The organism is Limnoglobus sp. (genome assembly GCF_059499385.1).
Map to the genome: position 1 here is coordinate 211967 of NZ_JCABYM010000111.1, position 23575 is coordinate 235541.

Annotated in this window: 8 protein-coding genes; 4 read left to right on the top strand and 4 right to left on the bottom strand. The window is 69.5% G+C overall.

Translation table 11 applies throughout. The features are described 5' to 3' along the window. Nucleotides 1–3: 3 nt before the first annotated feature. Nucleotides 4–204 carry a hypothetical protein gene (locus tag AC5JJ2_RS20675; protein WP_495859926.1) on the bottom strand — a complete coding sequence of 67 codons (201 nt, stop codon included), beginning with the start codon at nucleotides 202–204 and terminating at the stop codon, nucleotides 4–6. A gap of 271 nt (nucleotides 205–475) precedes the next feature. Between AC5JJ2_RS20675 and AC5JJ2_RS20680 the strand changes: the two genes are divergently transcribed. The 3 genes from AC5JJ2_RS20680 to AC5JJ2_RS20690 are packed head-to-tail and all read left to right on the top strand — an operon-like array spanning nucleotide 476 to nucleotide 11706. Further along, nucleotides 476–6256 carry a HAMP domain-containing protein gene (locus AC5JJ2_RS20680; protein ID WP_495859927.1) on the top strand — a complete coding sequence of 1927 codons (5781 nt, stop codon included), beginning with the start codon at nucleotides 476–478 and terminating at the stop codon, nucleotides 6254–6256. A 35-nt stretch (nucleotides 6257–6291) separates the two neighbouring features. Then, nucleotides 6292–8475, top strand: coding sequence for a hybrid sensor histidine kinase/response regulator (locus AC5JJ2_RS20685; protein ID WP_495859928.1), 2184 nt, complete (start codon nucleotides 6292–6294; stop codon nucleotides 8473–8475). A gap of 39 nt (nucleotides 8476–8514) precedes the next feature. Continuing rightward, nucleotides 8515–11706 carry a HEAT repeat domain-containing protein gene (locus AC5JJ2_RS20690; protein ID WP_495859929.1) on the top strand — a complete coding sequence of 1064 codons (3192 nt, stop codon included), beginning with the start codon at nucleotides 8515–8517 and terminating at the stop codon, nucleotides 11704–11706. Here the strand turns inward: AC5JJ2_RS20690 and AC5JJ2_RS20695 are convergent, their stop codons facing one another. Continuing rightward, nucleotides 11707–12918, bottom strand: a complete 1212-nt coding sequence (locus AC5JJ2_RS20695; protein WP_495859930.1) for a cyanophycinase — start codon at nucleotides 12916–12918, stop codon at nucleotides 11707–11709. It abuts the gene before it with no gap. A gap of 147 nt (nucleotides 12919–13065) precedes the next feature. Here AC5JJ2_RS20695 and htpG point away from each other — a divergent pair, with 147 nt between their 5' ends. Continuing rightward, nucleotides 13066–14937, top strand: coding sequence for a molecular chaperone HtpG (gene htpG / locus AC5JJ2_RS20700; RefSeq protein WP_495859931.1), 1872 nt, complete (start codon nucleotides 13066–13068; stop codon nucleotides 14935–14937). Between the two features lie 2 nt (nucleotides 14938–14939). Here the strand turns inward: htpG and AC5JJ2_RS20705 are convergent, their stop codons facing one another. Together AC5JJ2_RS20705 and AC5JJ2_RS20710 are read right to left on the bottom strand one after the other, a co-directional pair. Further along, nucleotides 14940–18035 carry a protein kinase domain-containing protein gene (locus tag AC5JJ2_RS20705; protein ID WP_495859932.1) on the bottom strand — a complete coding sequence of 1032 codons (3096 nt, stop codon included), beginning with the start codon at nucleotides 18033–18035 and terminating at the stop codon, nucleotides 14940–14942. Between the two features lie 69 nt (nucleotides 18036–18104). After that, nucleotides 18105–23564: a neutral/alkaline non-lysosomal ceramidase N-terminal domain-containing protein gene (locus AC5JJ2_RS20710; RefSeq protein WP_495859933.1), complete on the bottom strand. Its 5460-nt coding sequence runs from the start codon at nucleotides 23562–23564 to the stop codon at nucleotides 18105–18107. Between the last annotated feature and the right edge of the window lie 11 nt (nucleotides 23565–23575).

Sequence of the window (23575 nt, forward strand, 5' to 3'; positions counted from 1 at the left end):
GGGTCAACTCGCGGCCGCCCCCTGCCGGTCGCGGAAGCTCATTTCGGCGGCCACGATCCGGGCAACCAGCTGGACCACCTCGTTCTGCCGCGGCGACCCGTCGTAGGTCCCGGCCGCGAGGCGGTCGATCTCCGGCCGCAGCGACCGCAAGCTGGCCCACAACTGGTCCCGCTCGGAGATTTCTTGCGCCGTGTCAGGGTCCATACGACCGCCTCGGGTGGGATTACTCACACGGTAGCGGGTCGGGAAATCGCCCACAAGCCGTTTCAATCGGGGTGAAAAGTTTCGCCGACGGACGGACCCACGGCTGCGTACACCGCGTTTCCCCGACTCTTTCCGTTCCCCGTAGATTCTGGCGAAACTTGCCCTTGCATTCCGTTAGGGGTCGGCGACACTAACTCAATACCGTCTCGGACGCCCCACCGTCGCGAGCCGCTGCCTGCCGCATTGACCATCACTCCTCCGGGGCGTCGCCATGCAATCGCTCAACGGGTCCGCGCTCGAAGTCAGCGAGATGACCAGCCTGCTCACCGCGCTCGTCGCCCTCAAGAAGGGGAAGACGGCCGTGCGGCTGCCGCTCGAATGGACCGGCGTGGCGGGCAAGGTGGCGGACGCCTTCAACGATGTCGTGGAGTTGAACGAGCGGATGGCCGAGGAGTTGGCCCGGCTCCGCCGCGTCGTCGGCAAGGAGGGGAAGCTCAGCCAACGGGCGTCGCTCGGCGACGTGAGCGGGTTCTGGCAGGCGTCCGTCGAGTCCGTCAACACCCTCATCGACGACCTCGTCCACCCCACCAGCGAGACGGCGCGGGTGATCGGGGCCGTGGCCCAGGGCGACCTGTCGCAACTCATGGCGCTGGACATCGAAGGCCGGCCGCTCCAGGGCGAGTTCCTCAAGACGGCGAAAACGATCAACACGATGGTGGACCAGCTCGGCTCGTTCGCGTCGGAAGTAACCCGCGTGGCGCGGGAGGTCGGCACCGAAGGCAAGCTCGGCGGGCAGGCCGAGGTGAAGGGCGTGGCCGGGACGTGGAAGGACCTGACGGACAGCGTGAACATGATGGCCGGGAACCTGACCGGCCAGGTGCGGAACATCGCCGAGGTGGCGACGGCCGTGGCCAACGGCGACCTATCCAAGAAAGTGACCGTGGACGTGAAGGGCGAGATTCTGGAGCTGAAGAACACCATCAACACGATGGTGGACCAGCTCCGGTCGTTCGCGTCGGAAGTAACCCGCGTGGCCCGCGAGGTCGGCACCGAAGGCAAGCTCGGCGGCCAGGCGCAGGTCGAGGGCGTATCCGGGACGTGGAAGGACCTCACGGACAGCGTCAACTCGATGGCCGGGAACCTGACGGCCCAGGTTCGGAACATCGCCGCCGTCACCACCGCCGTGGCCAACGGCGACCTGTCGCGGAAGATCACGGTGGACGTGAAGGGCGAGATCCTGGAGCTGAAGAACACGATCAACACGATGGTGGACCAACTCGGCTCCTTCGCGTCGGAGGTGACGCGGGTGGCCCGTGAGGTCGGCACGGAAGGCAAGCTCGGCGGGCAGGCGGAAGTGCCCGGCGTGGCCGGGGTGTGGAAGGACCTGACGGACAACGTCAACTTCATGGCGTCGAACCTGACGAGCCAGGTGCGGAACATCGCGGACGTGACCACCGCCGTCGCCAACGGCGACCTGTCGCGGCAGATCACGGTGGACGTGAAGGGCGAGATTCTGGAGCTGAAGAACACGATCAACACGATGGTGGACCAGCTTTCTTCCTTCGCGTCGGAAGTCACCCGCGTGGCCCGCGAGGTCGGGACGGAAGGGAAGCTCGGCGGGCAGGCGAAGGTCGAGGGCGTGTCCGGCACCTGGAAGGACCTGACGGACAGCGTCAACTCGATGGCCGGGAACCTCACCGGCCAGGTCCGGAACATCGCCGACGTGACGAAGGCCGTGGCGAACGGCGACCTGTCGAAGAAAATCACGGTGGACGTGAAGGGGGAGATTCTGGAGCTGAAGAACACGATCAACACGATGGTGGACCAGTTGCGGTCGTTCGCGGCCGAGGTGACGCGGGTGGCGCGGGAGGTCGGGACGGAAGGGAAGCTCGGCGGGCAAGCCGACGTGCCCGGCGTGGCCGGGACGTGGAAGGACCTGACGGACAGCGTGAACTCGATGGCCGGGAACCTCACGGCCCAGGTCCGGAACATCGCGGCCGTGACGACGGCCGTGGCGAACGGCGACCTGTCCAAGAAGATCACCGTCGATGTCCGCGGCGAGATTCTGGAGCTGAAGGACACGATCAACACGATGGTGGACCAACTTTCCTCGTTCGCGTCCGAGGTGACGCGGGTGGCCCGCGAGGTCGGGACGGAGGGGAAGCTCGGCGGGCAGGCGGACGTGAAGGGCGTGGCCGGGACGTGGAAGGACCTCACCGATTCCGTGAACTCGATGGCCGGGAACCTGACGGCCCAGGTCCGGAACATCGCCGCCGTGACGACGGCCGTGGCGAACGGCGACCTGTCGAAGAAGATCACGGTGGACGTTCTCGGCGAGATTCTCGAACTCAAGGACACGATCAACACGATGGTGGACCAGTTGCGGTCGTTCGCGTCCGAGGTGACGCGGGTGGCCCGCGAGGTCGGGACGGAAGGGAAGCTCGGCGGGCAGGCCGAGGTGCAGGGCGTGGCCGGGACGTGGAAGGACCTGACGGACAGCGTGAACTCGATGGCCGGGAACCTGACGAGCCAGGTCCGGAACATCGCGGAAGTGACGAAGGCCGTCGCCGCCGGCGACCTGTCGCGGAAGATCACGGTGGACGTAAAGGGGGAGATTCTGGAGCTGAAGAACACGATCAACACGATGGTGGACCAGTTGCGGTCGTTCGCGGCCGAGGTGACGCGGGTGGCGCGGGAGGTCGGGACGGAAGGGAAGCTCGGCGGGCAGGCGAAGGTCGAGGGCGTGTCCGGGACGTGGAAGGACTTGACGGACAGCGTGAACATGATGGCCGCGAACCTGACCGGCCAGGTGCGGGGGATCGCGAAGGTCGTGACCTCCGTGGCGAACGGCGAACTCAAGCGGAAGCTCACCGTCGAGGCGAAGGGCGAGATCGCGGAACTGGCCGACACGATCAACAGCATGATCGACACGCTCGCCACGTTCGCCGACCAGGTGACGACGGTGGCCCGCGAGGTCGGCGTCGAGGGGCAGCTCGGCGGGCAGGCGAAGGTCCCCGGCGCGGCCGGGACGTGGAAGGCGCTCACCGAGAACGTCAACCAGCTCGCCGACAACCTGACCCGGCAGGTGCGGGCCATCGCCGAGGTCGCGACGGCCGTGACGAAGGGCGACCTGACGCGGTCCATCGCCCTCGACGCCCAGGGGGAAATGGCGGCGCTCAAGGACACGATCAACGAGATGATCCGCAACCTGAAGGACACGACGCTCAAGAACAGCGAGCAGGACTGGCTGAAGACGAACCTCGCGAAATTCAGCCGGATGCTCCAGGGGCAGCGGGACCTCACGAACGTCGGCCGGATGGTGCTGTCCGAACTCTGCCCGGTCGTCACGGCGCAACAGGCCGAGTTCTACGTCTTCGACACGAAGGAGGATTCCGAAGTCCTAACCCTCCTCGGGAGCTACGCCTCGGAGGGGAAAGAAGCCATCGGCAAGCAGATCCGCCTCGGCCAGGGCGTCGTCGGCCAGTGTGCGCTAGAGAAGCAGAAGATTCTCCTGGAGAACCTGCCGGACAACTACATCCGCATCTCGTCCGGCCTCGGCGAGGCGAGCGCCCGCAGCGTCCTCGTGCTGCCGCTCGTCTTCGAAGGCCAAGTCAAGGGCGTCCTCGAACTCGCGTCCTTTGAGGGCTTCAACCCGACGCACCAGGCGTTCCTCGACCAGCTCACCGAGTCCATCGGGATCGTGTTGAACACGATCGAGGCGAACATGCGGACGGAAGGGCTGCTCAAGCAGTCCCAGTCGCTCGCGCAGCAGCTCCAGACGCGGCAGCAGCAACTCCAGCAGACGAACGAGGAGTTGCAGGAGAAGGCCCGGCTGCTCGCCCAGCAGAACCACGAGGTCGAGCGGAAGAACAGCGAGGTCGAGCAGGCCCGGCAGGAACTCGAGGAGAAGGCGAAGCAGTTGGCCCTCACGTCGAAGTACAAGTCGGAGTTCCTCGCGAACATGTCGCACGAGCTCCGGACGCCGCTCAACAGCCTGCTCATCCTGTCCGACCAGCTGAGCAAGAACGCGGACGGCAACCTGTCCGGCAAGCAGACGGAGTTCGCCAAGACGATCCACTCGTCCGGCAACGACCTGCTGATGCTCATCAACGACATCCTCGACCTGTCGAAGATCGAGTCCGGCACGGTCATGGTGGACGCGAACGAGCTGCGGCTGGACGAACTCCGCGGGTACGTGTCCCGGACGTTCAACCACGTCGCCGACGCGAAGAACGTCGGGTTCCACATCCACTTCGACCCGCGGCTGCCGAAGTCCATGTTCACGGACGCGAAGCGGCTCCAGCAGATCATCAAGAACTTGCTGTCGAACGCCTTCAAGTTCACCCACCACGGCAAGGTCACGCTCAGCGTGGACGTGGTGGAGAAGGGGTGGAGTTCGATCCACGAGGAACTCAGCCGGGCGACCGAGGTGCTGGCGTTCTCCGTGACGGACACCGGCATCGGCATTTCGCCGGACAAGCAGCAGATCATCTTCGAGGCGTTCCAGCAGGCGGACGGCTCGACCAGCCGCAAGTACGGCGGCACCGGCCTCGGCCTGGCGATCAGCCGGGAGTTGGCCCGGCTGCTCGGCGGCGAAATCCGCCTGTCCTCGACGCCCGGCGTCGGGAGCACGTTCACCCTCTACCTGCCGTCGGTCTACACGTTCCCGCGGGCGGCGCGGAAACCGTCCGGGAGCGAGATGACGGCCGGCGGGCCGACCAACCGCCTCCTGCCCGCCGCGGAGAAGTTCCCGGCCCGGCCGGGCGACGACGCGGAGCCGAGGAACGGCCGGCTGCCGCACGGCCGGCCGGACGACGGGATGATCGAGGCGCTCGCCGCGCCGAACAACGAGGTCGGCGACGACCGCGACGACATCCGGCCCGGCGATCGGGTCATCCTGATCGTCGAGAACGACATCGGGTTCGCGAAGTTCCTCATGGACGCGGCCCGCGAGAAGGGGTTCAAGGGGCTCGTCACGTCGTTCGGCGCGACCGCCCTGGCGATGACGCACGAGTACAAGCCGGACGTGATTACTCTTGACATCTACCTGCCGGACATCGACGGGTGGCGGGTACTCGAACGGCTCAAGAACGACATGCTCACCCGGCACATCCCGGTCTGCGTCGTGTCCACGGACGAGTCCCGCGACCGGGCGTTCGCGTCCGGGGCGTGGGGGTTCACCGCCAAGCCGGTGCAGCGGCGGGAAATCCTGGACAACCTGCTGGACGCGCTCACCGAGTCGATCCAGCGGGAGACGAAGAGCCTGATCGTCGTCGAACCCGACGCCGCGCGGGCGGGCGAGATCGTCGAGACCGTGGCCGCCGACGACCTGCTCGTCAAGACCGTCCCGGACCCGGCGGCGGCGCTGGCCGAGTTGCGGCGGCAGCCGGTCGATTGCGTCGTCCTCGGCGCGGCGGCCGCGACCCCCGACGTGGAGGCGCTCGCGACGTTCGCCACCGACTTTACCCGCACGCCCATGATCGTCTACGGCCGGCTCGACCCGCGGCTCGACGACCGCGCCCGGCACACGCTCACCCGGGCCGGCACGGTCCGGGTCATCCACTCCCCGGACCGGCTACTCGACCTCAGCACCTACTTCACCCACCGGAAGGTCGCGAAGCTGCCGGCCGCGAAAAGGCAGGTGCTCAACGAACTGCACCAGTCCGGCAAGATTCTGGAGGGCAAGAAGGTGCTGATCGTGGACGACGACATGCGGAACATCTTCGCCCTGTCCACGGTGCTGGAGGAGTACAACATGGTCATCCTCTCGGCCGACAACGGCCGGGACGCGATCCGCACGTTGGAGGACGACCCGACGGTGGACATCGTCCTAATGGACATCATGATGCCGGAGATGGACGGCCTGGAGACGATGCGGGAGATCCGCAAGATCCCGCGTTTGAAGAAGCTGCCGATCGTGGCCGTGACCGCTAAGGCCATGAAGGGCGACCGCGAGAAGTGCATCGAGGCCGGGGCGTGGGACTACCTCTCCAAGCCCGTGGACCCGCAACTGATGATCGGCGTCCTCCAGGCGTGGCTGCACCGCGACTGACCTACACCGTTGCCCCGATACCTCACCCGACGCTTATGCTCATCGCCGACACGCCGACGCTCACGCCCCGCCGCGACGACGACCGCGGGTGGGACGCCACGGGCCAGACGATTCCCGTGAAGGTCCTGATCGTGGACGACCTGCCGGACAAGCGGCTGGTCTACCGGACCGTCCTGGAGGAACTCGGGGCGGAGGTCGTCGCCGTCGAGTCCGGGCCGGACGCGCTCAAGCAAATCCTCAAGCACGACTTCGCCGTCATCCTGCTCGACGTGAACATGCCGGGCATGGACGGGTTCGAGACGGCGGTGATGATCCGGTCGCGGAAGCGGTCGGCCCACACGCCGATCATCTTCCTGACGGCGTTCGCCGACGAGGTGCGGACGGCCCAGGGGTACGCGAGCGGGGCGGTGGACTACCTGCCGACGCCGGTGGTCCCGGAGGTCCTGCGGGCGAAGGTCCGGGTGTTCATCGACCTGTACCGGATGCGGCAGCAGATCGCCCGGCAGGCGGAGGCCGAGGTCCGCCGGACGGCCGCCGAGGAGGCGGCCCGCCGCGCGGCGTTCCTGGCGAACACGACCAGCGCCCTCGCCCGCTCCCTCGACTACGAGACGACGCTCCGCGAACTGGCCCGCGTGCCGCTGCCGCAGTTGTCCGACATCGCGCTCGTCACGCTGATCGACGAGCACGGGGCCGCCGCCCGGACCGAGGTGGCGTGGATCGACGAGTCGGCGACGGTCTACTTCGACTCGCTCGCCGACCCGGCCGGCCTGGCCGACTGGCTCGCCCCGGTCGTCCGGCGGGTGCTGAAGACCGGGCAGCTCGAACTCCTGCCCCGGCTGCCGGAGCCGGCGTACCTCTTCCGGCCGATGCCCGCCATCAACCACGTCCCCGCGCACGGCCCGATCGACCCCGGCCCGACGGTCGGGACACTCCTCGCGCTGCCGCTGGTCGCCCGCGGCCGGACGCTCGGCGCGCTGGCCCTCGGCCTCGGCGTGTCCGGCCGGCAGTGGGAGCCGAACGACCTGTCGCTCGCCCAGGAACTGTCCGGCCGGGCCGGGATCGCGCTCGACAACGCGGCCCTCGTGCGGAACATCCAGGACGGCGACCGCCGCAAGAACGAGTTCCTCGCCACCCTCGCCCACGAGCTGCGGAACCCGCTCGCGCCGATCCGCAACGCCCTGCAAATCCTCCGCCTCTCCGGGGACAACCGGCAGGCGATGGAGCAATCCCGAGTCATCATGGAGCGGCAGGTGAACCAGATGGTCCGGCTGGTGGACGACCTGCTCGACATCAGCCGGATCAACCGGAACAAGCTCGACCTCCGCAAGGAGTGGGTGCCGCTGAAGGACGTGATCGACGCCGCCATCGAGACGAGCCGCCCGATGATCGAGGCCGCCGGCCACCGGCTGCAAGTATCGGTCCCGGACGACCCGGTCCGGGTCGAGGTCGATCCGACCCGGCTGGCGCAGGTGCTGTCGAACCTGTTGAACAACGCGGCCAAGTACACCGAGCCGGGCGGCAACATCCGCCTGTCCGCCGCCCGCGAGGCGGACGCGATCGTCCTCCGCGTCCGGGACGACGGCATCGGCATCCCGCCGGAGGCGATGCCGCAAATCTTCGACCTGTTCTCCCAGGTCGATCTCCACGAGGAGAAGGCGCAGGGCGGCCTCGGCATCGGGCTGAGCCTCGTCCGCCGGCTGGTCGAGATGCACGGCGGCACGGTCGAGGTCGCCAGCGACGGGCCGGGGCAGGGGAGCGAGTTCGCGGTCCGGCTGCCGCACGCCGGGACCGCCCCGCCGGACGACCGCCGGGCGGTGGACGCCGACCGCCCCGCGACGGCCCGGCCGCACCGCATCCTCGTCGTGGACGACAACGTGGACTCGGCGCACAGCCTCGGCATGATGCTCGAACTCATGGGCAACGACGTTCGCACGGCGCACGACGGGTTCGCCGCCGTCGAGGTGGCGGCCGAGTTCCGGCCGGGGGTGGTGCTGCTCGACATCGGGATGCCGAAGATGAACGGGTACGAGGCGGCCCGCCACATCCGCGAGCAGCCGTGGGGTAAGGACATGTTGCTGATCGCCCAGACCGGGTGGGGCCAGGAACAGGACCGGGCGGAGTCCGAGCAGGCCGGGTTCGACCACCACCTGGTGAAGCCGATCGACCCCGCTGCGCTGCAGCGCTTGCTCGACCAATCCGCGCCGGCGGCGCGGCCGTAAGATAACTTTCGGCCCGGACCATCGACCCGAAAGCCCGCCATGCCCGTCTTCGCGGACCAACTCCCAGGGGCCTCGACCGCCCCGTCCGTCGCGGACGGGGTTTCGCCGTCTTATATCATCCTTTTGGCCGTCGCCGCCGTCGCCGTGGCGGCGTACGTCTTGTTCCGCGTCGGGTTCATCGGCGCGGTCCTCCGCGTCTTCAGCGCCGTCGTCCGGGGGACGGTGGCCCGCGGGTTCCGCCTCTGGGAGCAATACTTCTCGTCCGCCGCGTGGTGGCAGTTCCTCGTCGTCGTCCTCGCCCTCATCGCGAACGGCTACCTGGTCGCGGCCGTCGCCCCGGTCGTCACGGTCCTGTGCGGCGGGGCGGCCGTGTTCATGGGCGTGACGGCGTGCCTCGCGTACATGTTCATCGACATCGAGCGGTACGAGGTGGAACGCGGGTACAAGGCCGTCCACAACCCGATGAAGGGCCAGGCCCTCGCCGTCCATTTGATCCGCCACGGCGACCGGGTCGGCGTCCTGCTGCTCGCGGCCGCCGCCGTCGGCGCGATCGGCGGGTTCGCGCTCCTGAACCAGGGGCTGTACGAGTCCGTCGGCCGCAGCTGGTTCCGGATGGGGGACGACAAAATGTCGATCGGCTACGCCGACTTCCTGGCGTACTCGCTCATCAGCCTGTACCGCGTCGTCGATCTGCTGGACGTGGTGAACTCGTACAACTTCCTCCGCCTCAACCACGTCACGCAGGCGAAGTGGCCGGCGGGGCTGTTGCTCACCGCGTACAAGACGTTTTTCACCCTCGTCTTGCTGCAACAGATCTTCGCGTCGATCCGCCAGGGGCAGGCGCTCGCGGAGGCGATCGCCGACTTCTGGAGCCCGCACCCGCCGATCCACGAGCGGGCACGGAACTCGCTCCCGCAGCACGGCGTCGGCGTCGTCCGGCCGCTGCTCGCCTCGCTCCGGTCGATCCCGGCCATGACGCGGGAGCAGCGGGACCAGCTGCCGCAGGTCATTGCCACCCTCGGCCCGGCGTCGATCCCGGCGCTGGTCGAACACCTGAACGACGAGAACGAGGGCGTCCGCGCCGTGGCCGCCGCGGCCCTCGGGCGGCTGAACGCCCTCGACGCGCTGCCGCGATTGGTCGCGGTCCGGACCGACGCGAGCGAAATCGTCCGCCAGGAGGTGGTCGAAGCCCTGGGCGTCATCGGCGGTCCCGGCCTGAAGACGGCGAGCAAGCGGTCCCGCCTGTCCGCTTCCGCACGGGCGTCGCGGCATTCGTTCTGGCCTTTCCGTCGCCGGGCTTCCGTCGGGGATCAGCCGGAACCGGACCGGGTCGAGTTGATCGTCGGAACACTTCGGGCCGCCCTGTCCGACGAGGCCGCGACGGTCCGGCTGGCCGCCGTTCACGCCCTTGGACTCGTCGGGTCGCCGGCGGCTGACGCCGTGCCGGAACTCGTCCGCCTGCTGGCCGACGCGGACGAGACGGTGCAGTGCCGGGCGGCCGAGTCGCTCGGGCAGATCGGCGGCGAGGCCGCGGTCCCGCCGCTCGTCGAGAAGCTGGCCGACCCCAGCCCGACGGTCAAGGCGGAGGTGGCGAAGGCGCTCGGCGGGTTCAAGCAGGCCAAGGCCGCGATCGTGCCGAAGCTGATCGAGCTTCTGAAGGACCCGGAGCAAGGGGTCCGGCAGGCGGCGATGGACACCCTCGGCGGGATGGATTCGTTACCCCAGGAGGCGACCGCGTCGCTCGTCGAGGGGCTTCAAAGCCCGGACAGCCTGGTCCGGGTGCAGGCGGCGGAGGCGCTCGTCGTCATCGGCAAGGCCGCGCCGGAGGCCGCCCCGGCGCTGGTGGCGTCGCTGACCAACGGTGACGACCACGTCCGCGCGAAGGCGGCCGAGGCGCTCGGGAAGATCGGCGACGCGGCCGGGGCCGTCGCCGTGCCGGGGCTGGTGCGGGCGCTGCGGGACCAGAGCACGTGGGTGAGCGCAGTCGCGGCCGAGGCGCTCGGCGAAATCGGCGAGTCGGCCGAGGACGCCGTCCCCGCGCTCGTGCGGTCGCTACGGCACATCAACCCGCTCGTCCGGGCGAACGCCGCGGAGGCCCTCGGCAAGATGGGCGCGGCCGCGACCAGTGCCGTCGCCGCGCTCGACGCCGTAGTCGCGGACCCGGACGGGGGCGTGCGGGCCCGCGTCTTGCAAACCCTCGGCGAGATCGCGCCGGCCGAGGCGAACACGCGGCGGGTCATTCACGCCGGCCTGTGCGACCCGGACCCGCGCGTGCGGGCCGCGGCCGCCGAGACGCTGGGGAAGAGTGGGCCGGCGTCGGACGTGACCGCGGATCAGCTGCTGCCGCTGTTGGAGGACGCGAACGACGAGGTGAAGTACGAGGCGATCCTCGCGTTGCCGCGAGTCCTCGGCCCGTCGCCGGCCGTGGTGGACGGCTTGTGCCGCCGGCTGTTGGAAGACGACAGCCCGTGGATACAGGCCACCGCGGCACAGGCCCTCGGGGTGATCGGGGCCGCGGCCGCGACGGCCGGCGACGCACTGTTGCGGGCCGTGCGGACCGGCGAGGCGTCCGTCCGCGAGCAGGCACTGCGGGCGATGGCCTACGTCCAGCCGCCGGAAGCGGCGGCCGCGTTCGTGGACGGGATGAAGGACGGCAACGCCGAGGTTCGCAAGATGGCCACGGCCGGCTGGATGAAGGCCGCGAGCATCCCGGAGGCCGCGGTGCAATCGCTCGTGGACTGCCTCCGCGACCCGGAAGTGCAGGTACGGGCGAACGCGGCGTTCGCCGTTTCCCGGCTCGAGCAGCTGCCCCCGGCGGCGGTCCCGTTGCTGACCGAGTGCGTCGCCGACCCGAACGACGGCCTGCGGCTGAACGCGGCGGTCGCGCTCAAGGCGACGCCCGCGGAACAAACGCGGGACGTGTGGCCCCGGCTGATCGACGACCCGAACCCGCGGGTCCGCCTCGTCGCGGCCGGGGCGGTGCTGGCCGACGACCCCGACCACGCCGAGGCCGCGAACGTCGTGACCGCCGCCCTCGCGGACCCGGCGTTGCGAATTCGGCGCATCGCCGTCGATGTCCTCGCGTCACTCGGCCAAGCGGGAAAGCGGTTCCGAGAGCGGTTGAAGGCCCGCGTCGGCGAGGAGCAGAACGAGGAACTCCGTGTCAAGATCGACGGGCTGGTCGCGGCCCTGGACGCCCCCGCCTCGACCGACCCGGCCGCGCCGGAATGATTACTTGTCCGCGATGACGGCCCGCTTCTTCAGGTCGTACTTCACCCCGGCTGGGTAAGCCTCGTAATCGGGTTCGCCCTCCTTCACGGGCTTCCGCCGGTCGTAGAAGTGGACCTTCCCTTTGCCCAGGATTTCGGCCGTCGAGCCGGCCACGACGATGGCCGTGCTCTCGTCCAGGCCGATGCCGAGGAACTGCGGGTATACCTTCATGAATGCGGTCATGTCCTTGAACCGGTTGCGGGCGGAGAAGTGCTGGTCGATGCCGACACCCGGCAGGAACCCGAGCGCCTTCTCGTACCCCTCGCACATCATGATGTGCGGCCCGGCCGGCGCGCCGCGGACCATGTAGTCGCCCTGGATCGTCGCCCCGGCGGAACTCCCGCCAATGACGCCGCCGCGGTCGAGCACGGCCCGGAACAAGGCCGGCAGCTTCGTGCCCTCGTATGCGTCCACGAAATTCCACTGCCGCCCGCCGCCGAACCAGATGCCGGTCGCCTTCTTCAGCGTCTCGATCACCTTGGGGTCTTCCAGGTCCTTCTGCTCGCGGTACGGGATGACCGTGAAGTTCTTCGCGCCCAACTTCTTGAGGAAGTCTTCCTCCCGCTGCGTGCGGATCGGGTCCGGCATGGAGATCGGCAGCGCGACGAAGTGCCCGGCCTCGCCGCCGCCCGCGTCGATGAACCGCTTGCCGATGTCCGGCGTCATGCCGCCGCCGCCGACGATTACGAGCGTCCCCTTCGGCACGTGCGGCACGCCCGGCTCCTTCGGCGGGTACGGGCTGCCGTCGGCCCGCTCCGTCGCGCACCGCCGCAGCTCGTTGTAATCGGCCGTCTTCTTCCCCTCCAACTCGACCGCCCGCGCGTCGCGTGTCGGCGATTTCGCGAGTCGGAGCGTCACGACGCCCTCGCCGAGGTTCGCCATTGTCCGCTTCTGAATCCGGAAGACCGCCCCGGCCGGGACGTGGATGCCGACTTTGCCGACGGCCGGTTGTTCGTCGGCAGCCTTCAGGAACTGAAAGCCCGTCGGCGGGGCGTCCTTCTTCGCGTCCAACACCGGGATGTCGTCTTTGTTCTCAAACCCCTCGGGCAACCCGCCGGTCGCGATCAGCACCGGCTTCGCGAGGCCGTATGGCGAGAGGTGTTCGCGAGTCGTTTTTTCTTGTGCCGAGATCGAACCGACGAGGACGAACAGGGCGAGGGTAACGACGCGCATCTGGGGTCTCCGAGAAATGCTTTTCGGGAGGTGGCGATACTGTATGGATTCGCGCCGACCGCTCGTAAAACAACCACTGCCGTCTCGTTACGCGATCGGGCTTGGACCGACTCCGTTCACCCCGTTTTTTGTGGAGACCCACCGACCATGTCCGCCGAAACGCTGCAATTCAAGGCCGAACTGAAGCAACTCCTGCACCTCATCACGCACTCGCTCTACTCCGACCGCGAGATTTTCTTGCGGGAGCTGGTGAGCAACGCGAGCGACGCCATCCAGAAGGTGCAGTTCGACTCCGTCAACAAGGAGGAGCTGCTAGAGGGCGATCGCGACTGGAAGATCAAGATCGTGCCGGACCCGGCGGCGAAGACGTTGACGATCTCCGACAACGGCGTCGGCATGTCGCGGGACGAGGCGATCGACCACCTCGGCACGATCGCGAAGTCCGGCACGAAGGCGTTCCTCGCCGCGATCAAGGAGCGGAAGCAGGCCGACGCGCCGGGGCTGATCGGGCAATTCGGCGTCGGGTTCTATTCCGCATACATGGTCGCCGACACGGTCACCGTCCATACCCGCCCGCCCGGCGGCCAGGACCGCGGCGTGAAGTGGGTCTCGGACGGGCAGGGGCAATTCACAGTTGAGGACGCGCCGAAGCCGGCCCGCGGCACGGACGTGACGCTGCACCTGAAGGACGACGCCCAGGAGTTCCTCGACCCGTATCGGCTGCGGCAACTCGTCCGCAAGTTCTCGGACTTCGTCGAACACCCCATCGTTCTCGACGTGACGGAGGAGAAGGACGGCGAGAAGACGACGCGGGAGGAAGTCGTCAACAACCGGCAGGCCGTGTGGCTACGGCCGAAGAACGAGGTGAAGCCGGAGGAGTACGCGGAGTTTTACAAACAGATTTCGCACGACCCGGAGCCGCCGGCGAAGGTGCTGCACTTCGCCGTCGAGGGGAAGACGGAGTTCAAGGCGCTCGCGTTCATCCCGGCACACCGGCCGTTCGCGATGGACTGGGAGGAGCCGAAGGGCGGGCTTCGGCTATACGCCCAGCGGGTGCTCATCATGGACCACTGCGAGGAACTGCTGCCCCCCTACCTGCGGTTCGTCACCGGCGTGGTGGACGCGGCCGACTTGCCGCTCAACGTCTCCCGCGAGCTGCTGCAACAGAACCCGCACCTCGAAACGATCCGCAAGAACGTCGTCCGCAACATCCTCTCGGGGCTGGAGGGGCTGAAGAACGTCGAGTACGACAAGTACGTGAAGTTCTACCAGGGCCTCGGGCCGGTGCTGAAGGAGGGGTTGGCCCGCGACTGGGCGAACCGCGACAAGGTCGCCGACCTGCTCTTGTTCGAGTCCGCGAACACCCCGGCCGGTACGTACACGACGCTCGCCGACTACGTGCAGAAGATGCCGGAGGGGCAGGGGGAAATCTTCTACCTCACCGGCGAGTCGGGCGGGCAGTTGCGGAACTCGCCGTACCTCGAATCGTTCCGGGCGAAGGGGTACGACGTGCTGCTCCTCACCGACCCGGTCGATGAGTTCGCGATCCCGCAGTACGGGGCGTACAAGGGCAAGCAGTTGCAAGCCGCGGACCGCGGCGACCTGAAGGAGACCGGCGGCGACATCCCGGCGGAGACGGCCGACTGGTACGCGAGTTTGCTGACGGCGTTGAAGGTGAAGTTGCCGGACGTGGCCGACGTGCGGCTGACGAAGCGGCTGACGGACAGCGCCGCGTGCCTCGTCGCGGCGGCCGGCGGGATGACGGCGAACCTCGAACGGCTGATGCGGAAGTTCGGCGAGGCGGTCGCGGACAACAAACGAGTCTTGGAGCTGAACCCGGATCACAAGGCCGTCGCGCTCCTCCGCGACATCCACGCCGCGGCCCCCGACGACCCGCGGGTCGGCAGCTACGCGCAGCTCTTGCTCGACCAGGCGGTGATTGCCGAGGGGTCGAAGGTGGCCGACCCGGTCGGGTTCGCGCGGCGAATCAACGACCTGATCGCCGCGGCCGGGCGGTAGGGTCAGTTCGCGGCGCGGGCCGGCGGCGCGGTTTCCCGCGGCGAATTGTCCGACCGTTCCGCGACGGCCCGCGCCCGCGCCCAGACGCGCTCCCACAACGCGCGCTCGTGGGCGGGCAGCTTCGCCAACTCGGCCGCGTCCCGCACGCCCCGGTAGTCGGGATCGACCGCCAGGAACAGGGCCAGCTTCCGCGCCTTGAGCCGGGCGTGCCCGGTCGAGGTCGTGTGATCCTCGGCGATCCGTTCCGTCAACCGCCAGAGCAGGTCCATCGCCCACCGGTGGTCCGCCGGCGACCGGCCGGGGGCCGCCCGGCACGCGGACCGGGACGCGCTGAGCAGCGTGCCGGAAAGCAACGGGATGCCGAACCGATCCGCCTGCCGAATCCAGAGCCGGTAGCAGGCGGCCGCCTCCGGGAACCGGCCCAGGAATCGGTAGACCTCGCCGAGCATGAACAGGTTGGACAGGTTCTGATTGTCCGTTCGCTTCGCCAGTCGGGACCGCTCGGCCTCGGGCATCGTCGCGAGCTTCTCGTAGGCCGTCACGCGGTCCACCGCGGCCGCCGCGGCGTCGCGGAACGGGGAGTGCGCGGGCGTGAGGGCGAGCTGCCGCTCGACGATCCCGCGGGCGCGGGGCACGTCGCCGCGTTCCAGGGCGATCTGGGAGGCCAGCAGGTAGGTCTCTTCCAGGACGACGAGCTTCGAGGCGAGCACGCGGTCCATCGCCGCCTCGGCATCGGCGTACTGCCGCCGGCCGTGGAGGGCGAGGGCCAGCGCGTACCGGGGGTACGTCTCGTCCGCCGCGGCCGCCACGGCCCGCCGGTACTCGGCCAGCGCCGCGTCGAGTTGCCCGTCGGCCTCGAGCGCGTCGCCGAGGTAGGAGATGGTGCTGGCGTGGGCGGGGAACAGTTCGAGCGCCTTCCGATACCACGCCGCGGCCCCGGCGTAGTCGCTCAGCTCGAACCGCACGCCGGCGATGCCGGTGTACGCGTCGGACAGTTGCTGCGGGTCGGGCGATCGGGCGATCGCGTCGCGGAAGGTGGCCTCCGCCTCCGCGTACCGGCGGGCCTGGTAGTACGCGTTGCCGAGGGCGTTGCGGACGCGGACCGTGTCCGGCGCGAGGGCGACGGTCGCCCGCGCCTCGGCGATCGCCTCGTCGTGCCGGCCGCGCGTCGAATGGACCAGCGTGAGCATCAGCCGCGCCCGCACGTTGCTCGGCCGTAGGGCGACGGCGGCGCGGAAGTAACTCAGCGGTTCGTCCATGTCGCCCGTCAGGCCGTGCGGCCGGAGCGTCGCCGCCCCCAGGGACAGGGCGAGGGCGAAGTTGTCCCGGTGCCTCTCGTAGGCGGGGCGGAGCAGCCGCTCGGCGTCTTCCGCCGGGATGATTTTCACGCTCCCGACGGTCGCCGCGAACGACGGCGGCAGCGTGGCCCCGTCCACGCCGTTCAACAGTTCGCGGACCTGCTGGAAGTCCTTCTTCGCGATGGCCGCCCGGACGCGGTTGCGGAACGGGTCGGGGTCGGCGGCGGCGAGAACGTCGGTCAGGCCGGGCTGCTCCGGGCCGATCTCCAGCCACTCGTCCAGCCCGGCGACGAGCCGGTCGCGGACCCGCGAGGCCCGCACCCGTTCCCCCGTTCGTGCGGCATCGCCCGCCGTTACCGTGTAGCCGGCGCGGTCGAAGGCTTGCTGGTACCGGGCGACTTCCTCGGCGTAGTCGGTACGGTTCTTGTGCAACGCCCACCGGGCGTCGGCCGCGGCGTCGAGGTCGCGGGTCGTCCGGATGTCGGCCGTCAGTTCTTGGATCCCCTCCCCTAACGTCGCGTCGTTGAGTTCGGCCCCGCGCTGCTCCGCCTGGCGGACGACGATCTCCGCCTCATCGACCTTTCCCGCGCGCACGGCGGTGTCGGCTTGGGAAAGGGCCGCCTCCACGGCCGACCGCGTTCCGGCGGCGCGGACGGCCGCCTCGCCGCGGCGCTTTTGCTCCTGCTGGTCGGCCCACCAGACGCCGCCGACGGTGAGGGCGATGAGGCCGAGGACCGCCGCCCCGAGTACCGACGAGACGCGCCGCCGCATGCGGGCCTCGGCCTCCCGCGCCCGCGCGACCTCGGCCGCGCGGAGCCGAGCCGCGACGCCCTCCCGGTACGCGACGACGGCCGCCGCGACCGCCCCGGCGTCCGCCGGCCGGTCGGCGGGGTTCGCGGCGAGGCATCGCTTCGCGAGGGCGACCAGCTCCGCGTCCGCGCCGCAGCCGTCCAGCCGTTCGAGCGCCGCCGCCGTGTCCCCTGCCGCGGCGAGCTTGACCGTCGTGAGCGCGTCGCCGCCGTCGAACGGCGGCTTCCCGGTCAGGATGAAGCAGAGGATCGCCCCCAGCCCGAACACGTCGCTCCGCTCGTCCACGCCGTTCGTCTCGCCCCGCGCCTGCTCCGGCGGGATGAACGCCGGCGTGCCCATCACGACGCCGGCCTGCGTCATGTCCCGCGCGGCCGTGTCGGAATACGGGACCGCAACGGGAACGTCCGCCGCGTGCCGCTCCTTCGCGAGGCCCCAGTCCATGACCTGCACGTCGGCGAACTCGCCGACCATGACGTTCGCCGGCTTCAGGTCGCGGTGGATGACCCCCTGCCGGTGGGCGAACGCGAGCGTCTGGCAGACCTTCTCGAAGATGTCGATGAAGGACCCGCGGTCGGCCCCCGCCGACGCCTTGAGCCCGTCCGCCAGTGTGCGGCCGCGGATCAACTTCATCGCCAGGAACGGCCGGCCGTCGTCGAGCGTGCCGAGGTCGTGGACGGGCGGCACGCCGGGGTGTTCCAGCCGGCCGGTGATGGTCGCTTCCGTCAGGAACCGGCGGACGGTGTCCGCGTCCGCCTGGTCGGCGCGGACGATCTTCATGGCGATGTCGCGGCCGAACCGCCGGTCGCGGGCGCGGTGGATGACGCCCATGCCGCCGCGGGCGATTTCCTCGAGCAACTCGTAGTCGTGCGACCAGTTCGGCCGGTGGAAGGCGCGGGCCAACTCCTCGGGCTGCGATTCGGCGAACGTCCGGGCCAGGGTGCTTGCGGCGGGGAAGTGGGTCTGAACTTTCGTCGCGTCCGGTTGGTCCATTTCTCTCGAACCGCGGGGAGGGGGCCACCGACAAGAATAGCGAAACGCGGACGCGGCGAAGAGGTGCGGTCACCGCCCGCCGAACAGCTTCGCGGCGCGGGTGCGGACGGTCTCGGACTTCGACTCGCGGAGCGACCTGACGGCCGCGGCGTCCAGCGCGTCGCGGGCCACCTTGCCGGCTTCGACCGCGTCGAGCAACGCCTCCGTGCGGCTGTCGGTGCGCAGCAACCCCTGGAGGGCGAGCTTGCGGTTCTGCCCCGCGAGGTGGGGCAGGGCGGCGACGAGGGCGGCGGTCGCCGCGGCCGCGTCCACGTCCACGCAGCCGCTCACGGCCCCCATTTGCAACTCCGCGTTCGTGCCCTTCGCCAGGTACTTCGCGAGCTGCTCCCCCGACTTCTGCCATCCGAGTAAGGGGATCATCCGCAGGGCGTCGTACCGCGTCCCGGTCGGGACCTTCGGGTCGTCGGCCATCTTCACGGAGGCATCGAGCGCCGCGGCCCACCGCGCGGCGAGGGCGGCGTCCCGGCCGATGACTTCGCGGACGCGCGGGGCCGGCCAGACGTTCAGCTGGCTAACGCCGTTGATGATTCCCCCGCCGATCACGACCGCCTGCCAGTCGCGGAGCTTCTCGCCCGCTTTCGGCAACGACACGTCAAGGATCGCCCTCAGTTCCTCGGCCTTGTTCCGCTTCCCGGCGGCGACGGCGACCCGCCAAATCCACGGGATGCGGCGGTACTCCTCCTTGCCCGGCGGCAGGTCCGCGGCCATCGCCCGGATCGTGTCGGCCGACTTGTCCGCGTGCGCCGCGACCGCCGCCTCCCGGTCGGCGGCCTTCACGCCGTCGTCGAGCAGGTAATTCGCGAGGTCGGCGGCGGTCGCGATCGTCGGCCCGTCGGCCTTGACCGCGGGCGGGACCTTCGGCTGCTGGCCCTTCGGTACGAGGTAAAGCGTCCGCAGATCGAGGAGCGCGCCGGTCAGCAGTTGCGTATCCGGGCGGAAGGTGAGTCGATTCGCCCCGGCCCTGAGCTTGATCGTGCCGAGCTTCGCCCGCTCGTACTTCGACCACGCGCCGGTGCTGGCGACCTTCCCAATCAGCGACCGCTCGCCGCCGTCGAGCGCGAAGGCGTTCCCCGCGGACCCCGCGTCGCAGGCGAAGTCGAGGTACACGTCGAACTCCCCGGCGGCGGCGAGTTCGACCCGCCAGACGACGTGGTCGGCCGGGCCGTGCCAGTGGCCGATGTTGCCGAACTCGGACTCGAACGTGATCGTGCCGCCGTGGATTTCGCAGTTCGCCGCGCGGAGGACGAGTTGCCCGTCGGCCGCGCGGAGGACCTTTGGCGCGTTCCCGGCGACAGTTTTCGGCGGCCGCACGGCCGTGCCGAGGTAGGCGACGAGGTCGGCCATCGCGGCCGGCGGCACGTCCTTCTCCAACCCCTCCGGCATCAGCGACCGGCCGGAGGACTTCAGCCGCTCGAGGTCGGAGCGTAGCAGCACGACTTCCTTTCCGTCGGCCTGCTTGAGCGTGATCGCGGCCGTGGACTCGGCCGCGAGCAACCCGCGGAGCGAGCGGCCGTCGGCGGTGTCGGCGGCGTACTCCAAGTAGCGGTTGTCAATGTTGCGGTTCGGATCGAGGATCTCCGCGAGCAGGTACTCGCCCGACTTGTTCACGACCATCGCGAGGTCCGGCCCGACCGCGTGCCCGACGCCGTCGAGGGCGTGGCACGACGCACACGACTTCTTGAAGACCTCCTTCCCGCGGGCCGGGTCAGCTGCCTTCGGCCACTCCTTCCGGTAAGCGTCGATGACCGCCTGCCGGTCGGCCTTGATCGCGCCGGCGAACGCCTTCTCCGCTCGGGCGCGCAGCTTCGTGTCGGGGTGTGTGAGCAATCCTTGCCGCGGCCCGGCCGGGATCGCCCCGGAGGGGATCGTGCCGGCCGCGATGGCGGCGAAGACTTTTTGCAACGACGTGTCGCGGTCGAGCAGGACGCCGATAGCTTGCGCCTGGAGTGCGGGCGTGTACCCGTTCCAGCCCTTTAGCAGAACGTCGGCGGCCCGCGGGTCCGCGATGCGGCCGAGGGCGGCGACCGCGGCCGCCTGGACGGCGACCGGCGATTGCGCGGCCAACAATGACGCGAGGTGTTTCAGGTCGCCGTCGAGCCGGTCCGCGTCGCGGCCCATGAGTCGCACGGCCGCCACGCGAACCGCGTCCACAGCGTCCGCGTCGCGGGCGGTGAGTCGGGCTGCCGTGAGTGCGTCCCGCACGTCGGCCGGGTATTTCGCTTCCTTCTTGCTCCGATTCCAAGCGTCCATCACGGTTTCCAGGGCGGCGAACTGCCACGCCTCGTACTTCTCGTCGCGCGCCGTGGTGACCAGTCTTAGCAGGGGGGCCATCACGTCGTCGTCGCCGAGGCCGACGGCGGTGGCGATCAACTTCGGGAGCAACGGTGAGCCGCCGAGTTGCCGGACTTCCGGCCGCTCGACGAACGCGCGGAAGTTGTTCCGGTTCAAGCTGCTCACAACGGCGGCGACGAGCAACGGGTCTTCCGTCGGCTTCGCGACCAGCGCCGCGAGGACGGCCCCGGCGGTCGGGTGGTTCCACCGGCCCATCGCGTAGGCCACCTGCACGCGGACCTGCGGGTCGGTGTCCACGGCGACCTTCGCGACGGCTTGGCCGAGGTCCGGGTGCCTCTCCAGGAACGGCTCGGCCAGTCGGATCGCGTGTCGTCGAACGCGGGAATCGGAATCGTGAAGCCGTGCAGCCACGGTGTCGGCGTCCGACGCACCGAGTCGTTCGAGCGCGACCAGTGCGTGTAGTCGGGTTTCCGGTCGGTTCGATTCCCGTGCCAGTTTCTTGAGCGAAGGGATCGCCGTCATGTCGGCCCGCCAATCGAGCAACTCCGTGGCCATGTCGCGCTGCCAGCCGTTCGCCGTGTCGAGGGCCGCGACCAGCCCAGTGCCGTCGAGTTTCGTCAAGTTCGGGATTGGTTGCACCGGCTGAACGGCGGGGCGGACGCGGTAGACGCGGCCTAGCCCGGCCCCGGCCCGCACGTCGAGCTTCGCCAGGTCCGCCGGCGGAATCCACCGCGGGTGCTCGATCACGTACCGGTACATGTCCACGACCCACAAGCCGCCGTCCGGGCCGGTGACCGCCTGCACCGGCCGGAACCAGCCGTCGGACGACGCGAGGAACTCGCGGCCCTGTTCCTCCGCGGCCCGCACGCCGGTGAACGTCAGCCCGCTCGGCTTCAACACGCGGCGGTGGACGAGCTGGTTGACGGGTTCGCAGGTGAACGTGTTGCCGGTGAACGCGGAGCCGAGGCGGTCGTCGCGGTAGACGCCGATGCCGCACGCGCCGGTCGTCCGCCCGGCCGGGCCGGAGAGTTGGAACAGTTGTGGCGCGTGAATCGGGAACAGCCGGTTCGCGTCCGGCCCGGTCGGGACGCTCACGGCCAGCCGCGGCGGGGCGACGTGCGGGTTCCGCCGGAGGTAGTGGTCCGCGAGGGCGTAGTGCCACGCGAGGTTCGAGTTGTCGCACCCGAACCAGTTGTCCCAGTCGTCGCGGACGCGGCCCTGCTGCGTCCGGCCGGTCGCCGGCTCGATTTCGCCCGTGTCCGGCTTGATGCGGAAGTCGCGGTCCCCGAGGGCCGTCGTCTTACCCGTCTTGTGCGACAGGATGTTCCCGCCGAAGAGGCCGCACGAGCCGTAGACCCATCCGTCGAGGCCGTAGGCCAGCCCGTTGACGCGGGCCTGGTAGTTGTCCGTGCCGAACCCGGAGAACAACTTCGTGACCTTGTCCGCCTTGCCGTCGCCGGTCGTGTCCTCGGCGTACAGGATGTCCGGCGCGGCCGTGACGAGCACGCCGTTCCGCCACGGCAGCACGCCGGTCGGGAAGGGGAGGTCGTCCAGGAACGTCGTCGCGGCGTCGAACGTCCCGTCGCGGTCCGTGTCTTCGAGGAAGCGGACGCGGCCGCCCGGCTCGAACCCGCCGCTCTTGCCGGTTGGGTAGTCGAGCATTTCCGCGACCCACAGCCGGCCGTCCGGCCCGAACGCGACGGCCACGGGGTCGGCAACGAGCGGCTCCGCCGCGACGAGATCGACGGCGAACTTGCCGTCCACCTGGATCATCCGCCGCGACTGCTGCGGGGACTTCGGCTGCTCACCGCCCGTCTTCGCCGGGTCGATTCGTGTGAGGAACGACTTGCCGAGATGTGCCTTCACCTCTGCAACGATTTTGTCCTCCAGCCCCGGTGCGAACGGGACCGGCACGTCGTAGTAGACCATCGCGCCGCCGCCCTCGTAGCCGCCCTCCTTGAGGACGCGCTCGGACGGGATGTAGCACGGGTTCGTGTTCGCGTAGGCCGTCAGCCAGACGCGGCTGCGGTCGAGTTCCGTTTTCAGACGCACCGCGTAATCGGCCACGACCTCGCCGGGCAGGTGGACCATCGCGAGCGAGTCGCCGAACGCCCACGCCTGGATCGGGTAGTCGATTTTCGTGGCGAGCGCCTCTTTGCGGTCGAGTTTGGCCAGCTGCACGCGGGCGTGGTGACCGATGGCATCGGTCCGCTTCGCCTTCTCCTCCCACCCCGCGTGGGTCGGCAGGTCCGCGAGCGCGAGGTCGATCGACTTGAGCGTGCAACTCGGCTTGCCGCGGACGGGGGCCAGATAGCCGCCGAGCAGCCGCTTCACCTCGTCGCCGACTTGTCGGCCCTGCACCTGGGCGACTTCGACCTTGTCGCCGGTGACGCCGGAGTCCGGGTTCTGGTCCGCCCCGCAACCGATGGACACGAGCGCGACCGCGCCGGGGAACTGGTTCTTGATCGCCTCGGCCGCGTACCCGGCCCAGTCGCCGCCGAGCTTGTTGTGCGACAGCGTCACGCAGTGGCAGGCGTAGGTCGTGTAGACGGCCCGCACCGCGTTCGTCTTCGCGTCGCGGATGACGAGCACCGGCAGGTCGTGGTCCTTCGGTCCGTTCGCCGCGCGCCGGTTCTTGGCGAACCCGACCGACCCGACGCCCCAGAACAGCCGCGCCGGCTGCGGGTCTTTGAGCGCCGCGATCGCGGCCGCTTCGAGCTTGTCGAGGAAGCCGGCCGTGTACCCGTCGATGTGCTTCTGGTGCTCTTCCGGGATTGGCACGCCGAAGAGCGTCGGGTTCGCCCCCTTGAGCATCGGCCCGCAGTGCGTGTGCGTGGCCGTGACCGCGAGCCGCTCCGGGCGGACCTTCCCGGCCAGCCGCTTCACCAGTTCGGCGCGGATCGTGTCCGGAATGCCGAGTACGTCGGTCGTCATCAACACGAGCGGGTCGGCGTCGTCCTTGTGGCGGATCGAGATCGCGCGAACGTGAATCGGGTGGTTCACGCCTTCGGACTCGGTGCGGCGGAAGCCGAACCCGTTCAGCCGGATCGGATGCGCCGGGGTGATGTCCACTTCCGCGACGCCGACGCGATAGATGTCCGCCTCCACGTCGGCGGCCGATGTTGTTGAAATGAAAACAAACAACGCCAGCGAACAAAAGAGGGACCGCCCTGCCATTTCTTTCTCCG

What these genes read in the sequence shown, in the direction of transcription:
- AC5JJ2_RS20685 (WP_495859928.1), top strand. Translation starts at nt 6,292, where the DNA reads ATGCTCATCGCCGACACGCCGACGCTCACGCCCCGCCGCGACGACGAC.
- AC5JJ2_RS20690 (WP_495859929.1), top strand. Translation starts at nt 8,515, where the DNA reads ATGCCCGTCTTCGCGGACCAACTCCCAGGGGCCTCGACCGCCCCGTCC.
- AC5JJ2_RS20705 (WP_495859932.1), bottom strand. Translation starts at nt 18,035, where the DNA reads ATGGACCAACCGGACGCGACGAAAGTTCAGACCCACTTCCCCGCCGCA.
- AC5JJ2_RS20675 (WP_495859926.1), bottom strand. Translation starts at nt 204, where the DNA reads ATGGACCCTGACACGGCGCAAGAAATCTCCGAGCGGGACCAGTTGTGG.
- AC5JJ2_RS20695 (WP_495859930.1), bottom strand. Translation starts at nt 12,918, where the DNA reads ATGCGCGTCGTTACCCTCGCCCTGTTCGTCCTCGTCGGTTCGATCTCG.
- AC5JJ2_RS20680 (WP_495859927.1), top strand. Translation starts at nt 476, where the DNA reads ATGCAATCGCTCAACGGGTCCGCGCTCGAAGTCAGCGAGATGACCAGC.
- htpG (WP_495859931.1), top strand. Translation starts at nt 13,066, where the DNA reads ATGTCCGCCGAAACGCTGCAATTCAAGGCCGAACTGAAGCAACTCCTG.
- AC5JJ2_RS20710 (WP_495859933.1), bottom strand. Translation starts at nt 23,564, where the DNA reads ATGGCAGGGCGGTCCCTCTTTTGTTCGCTGGCGTTGTTTGTTTTCATT.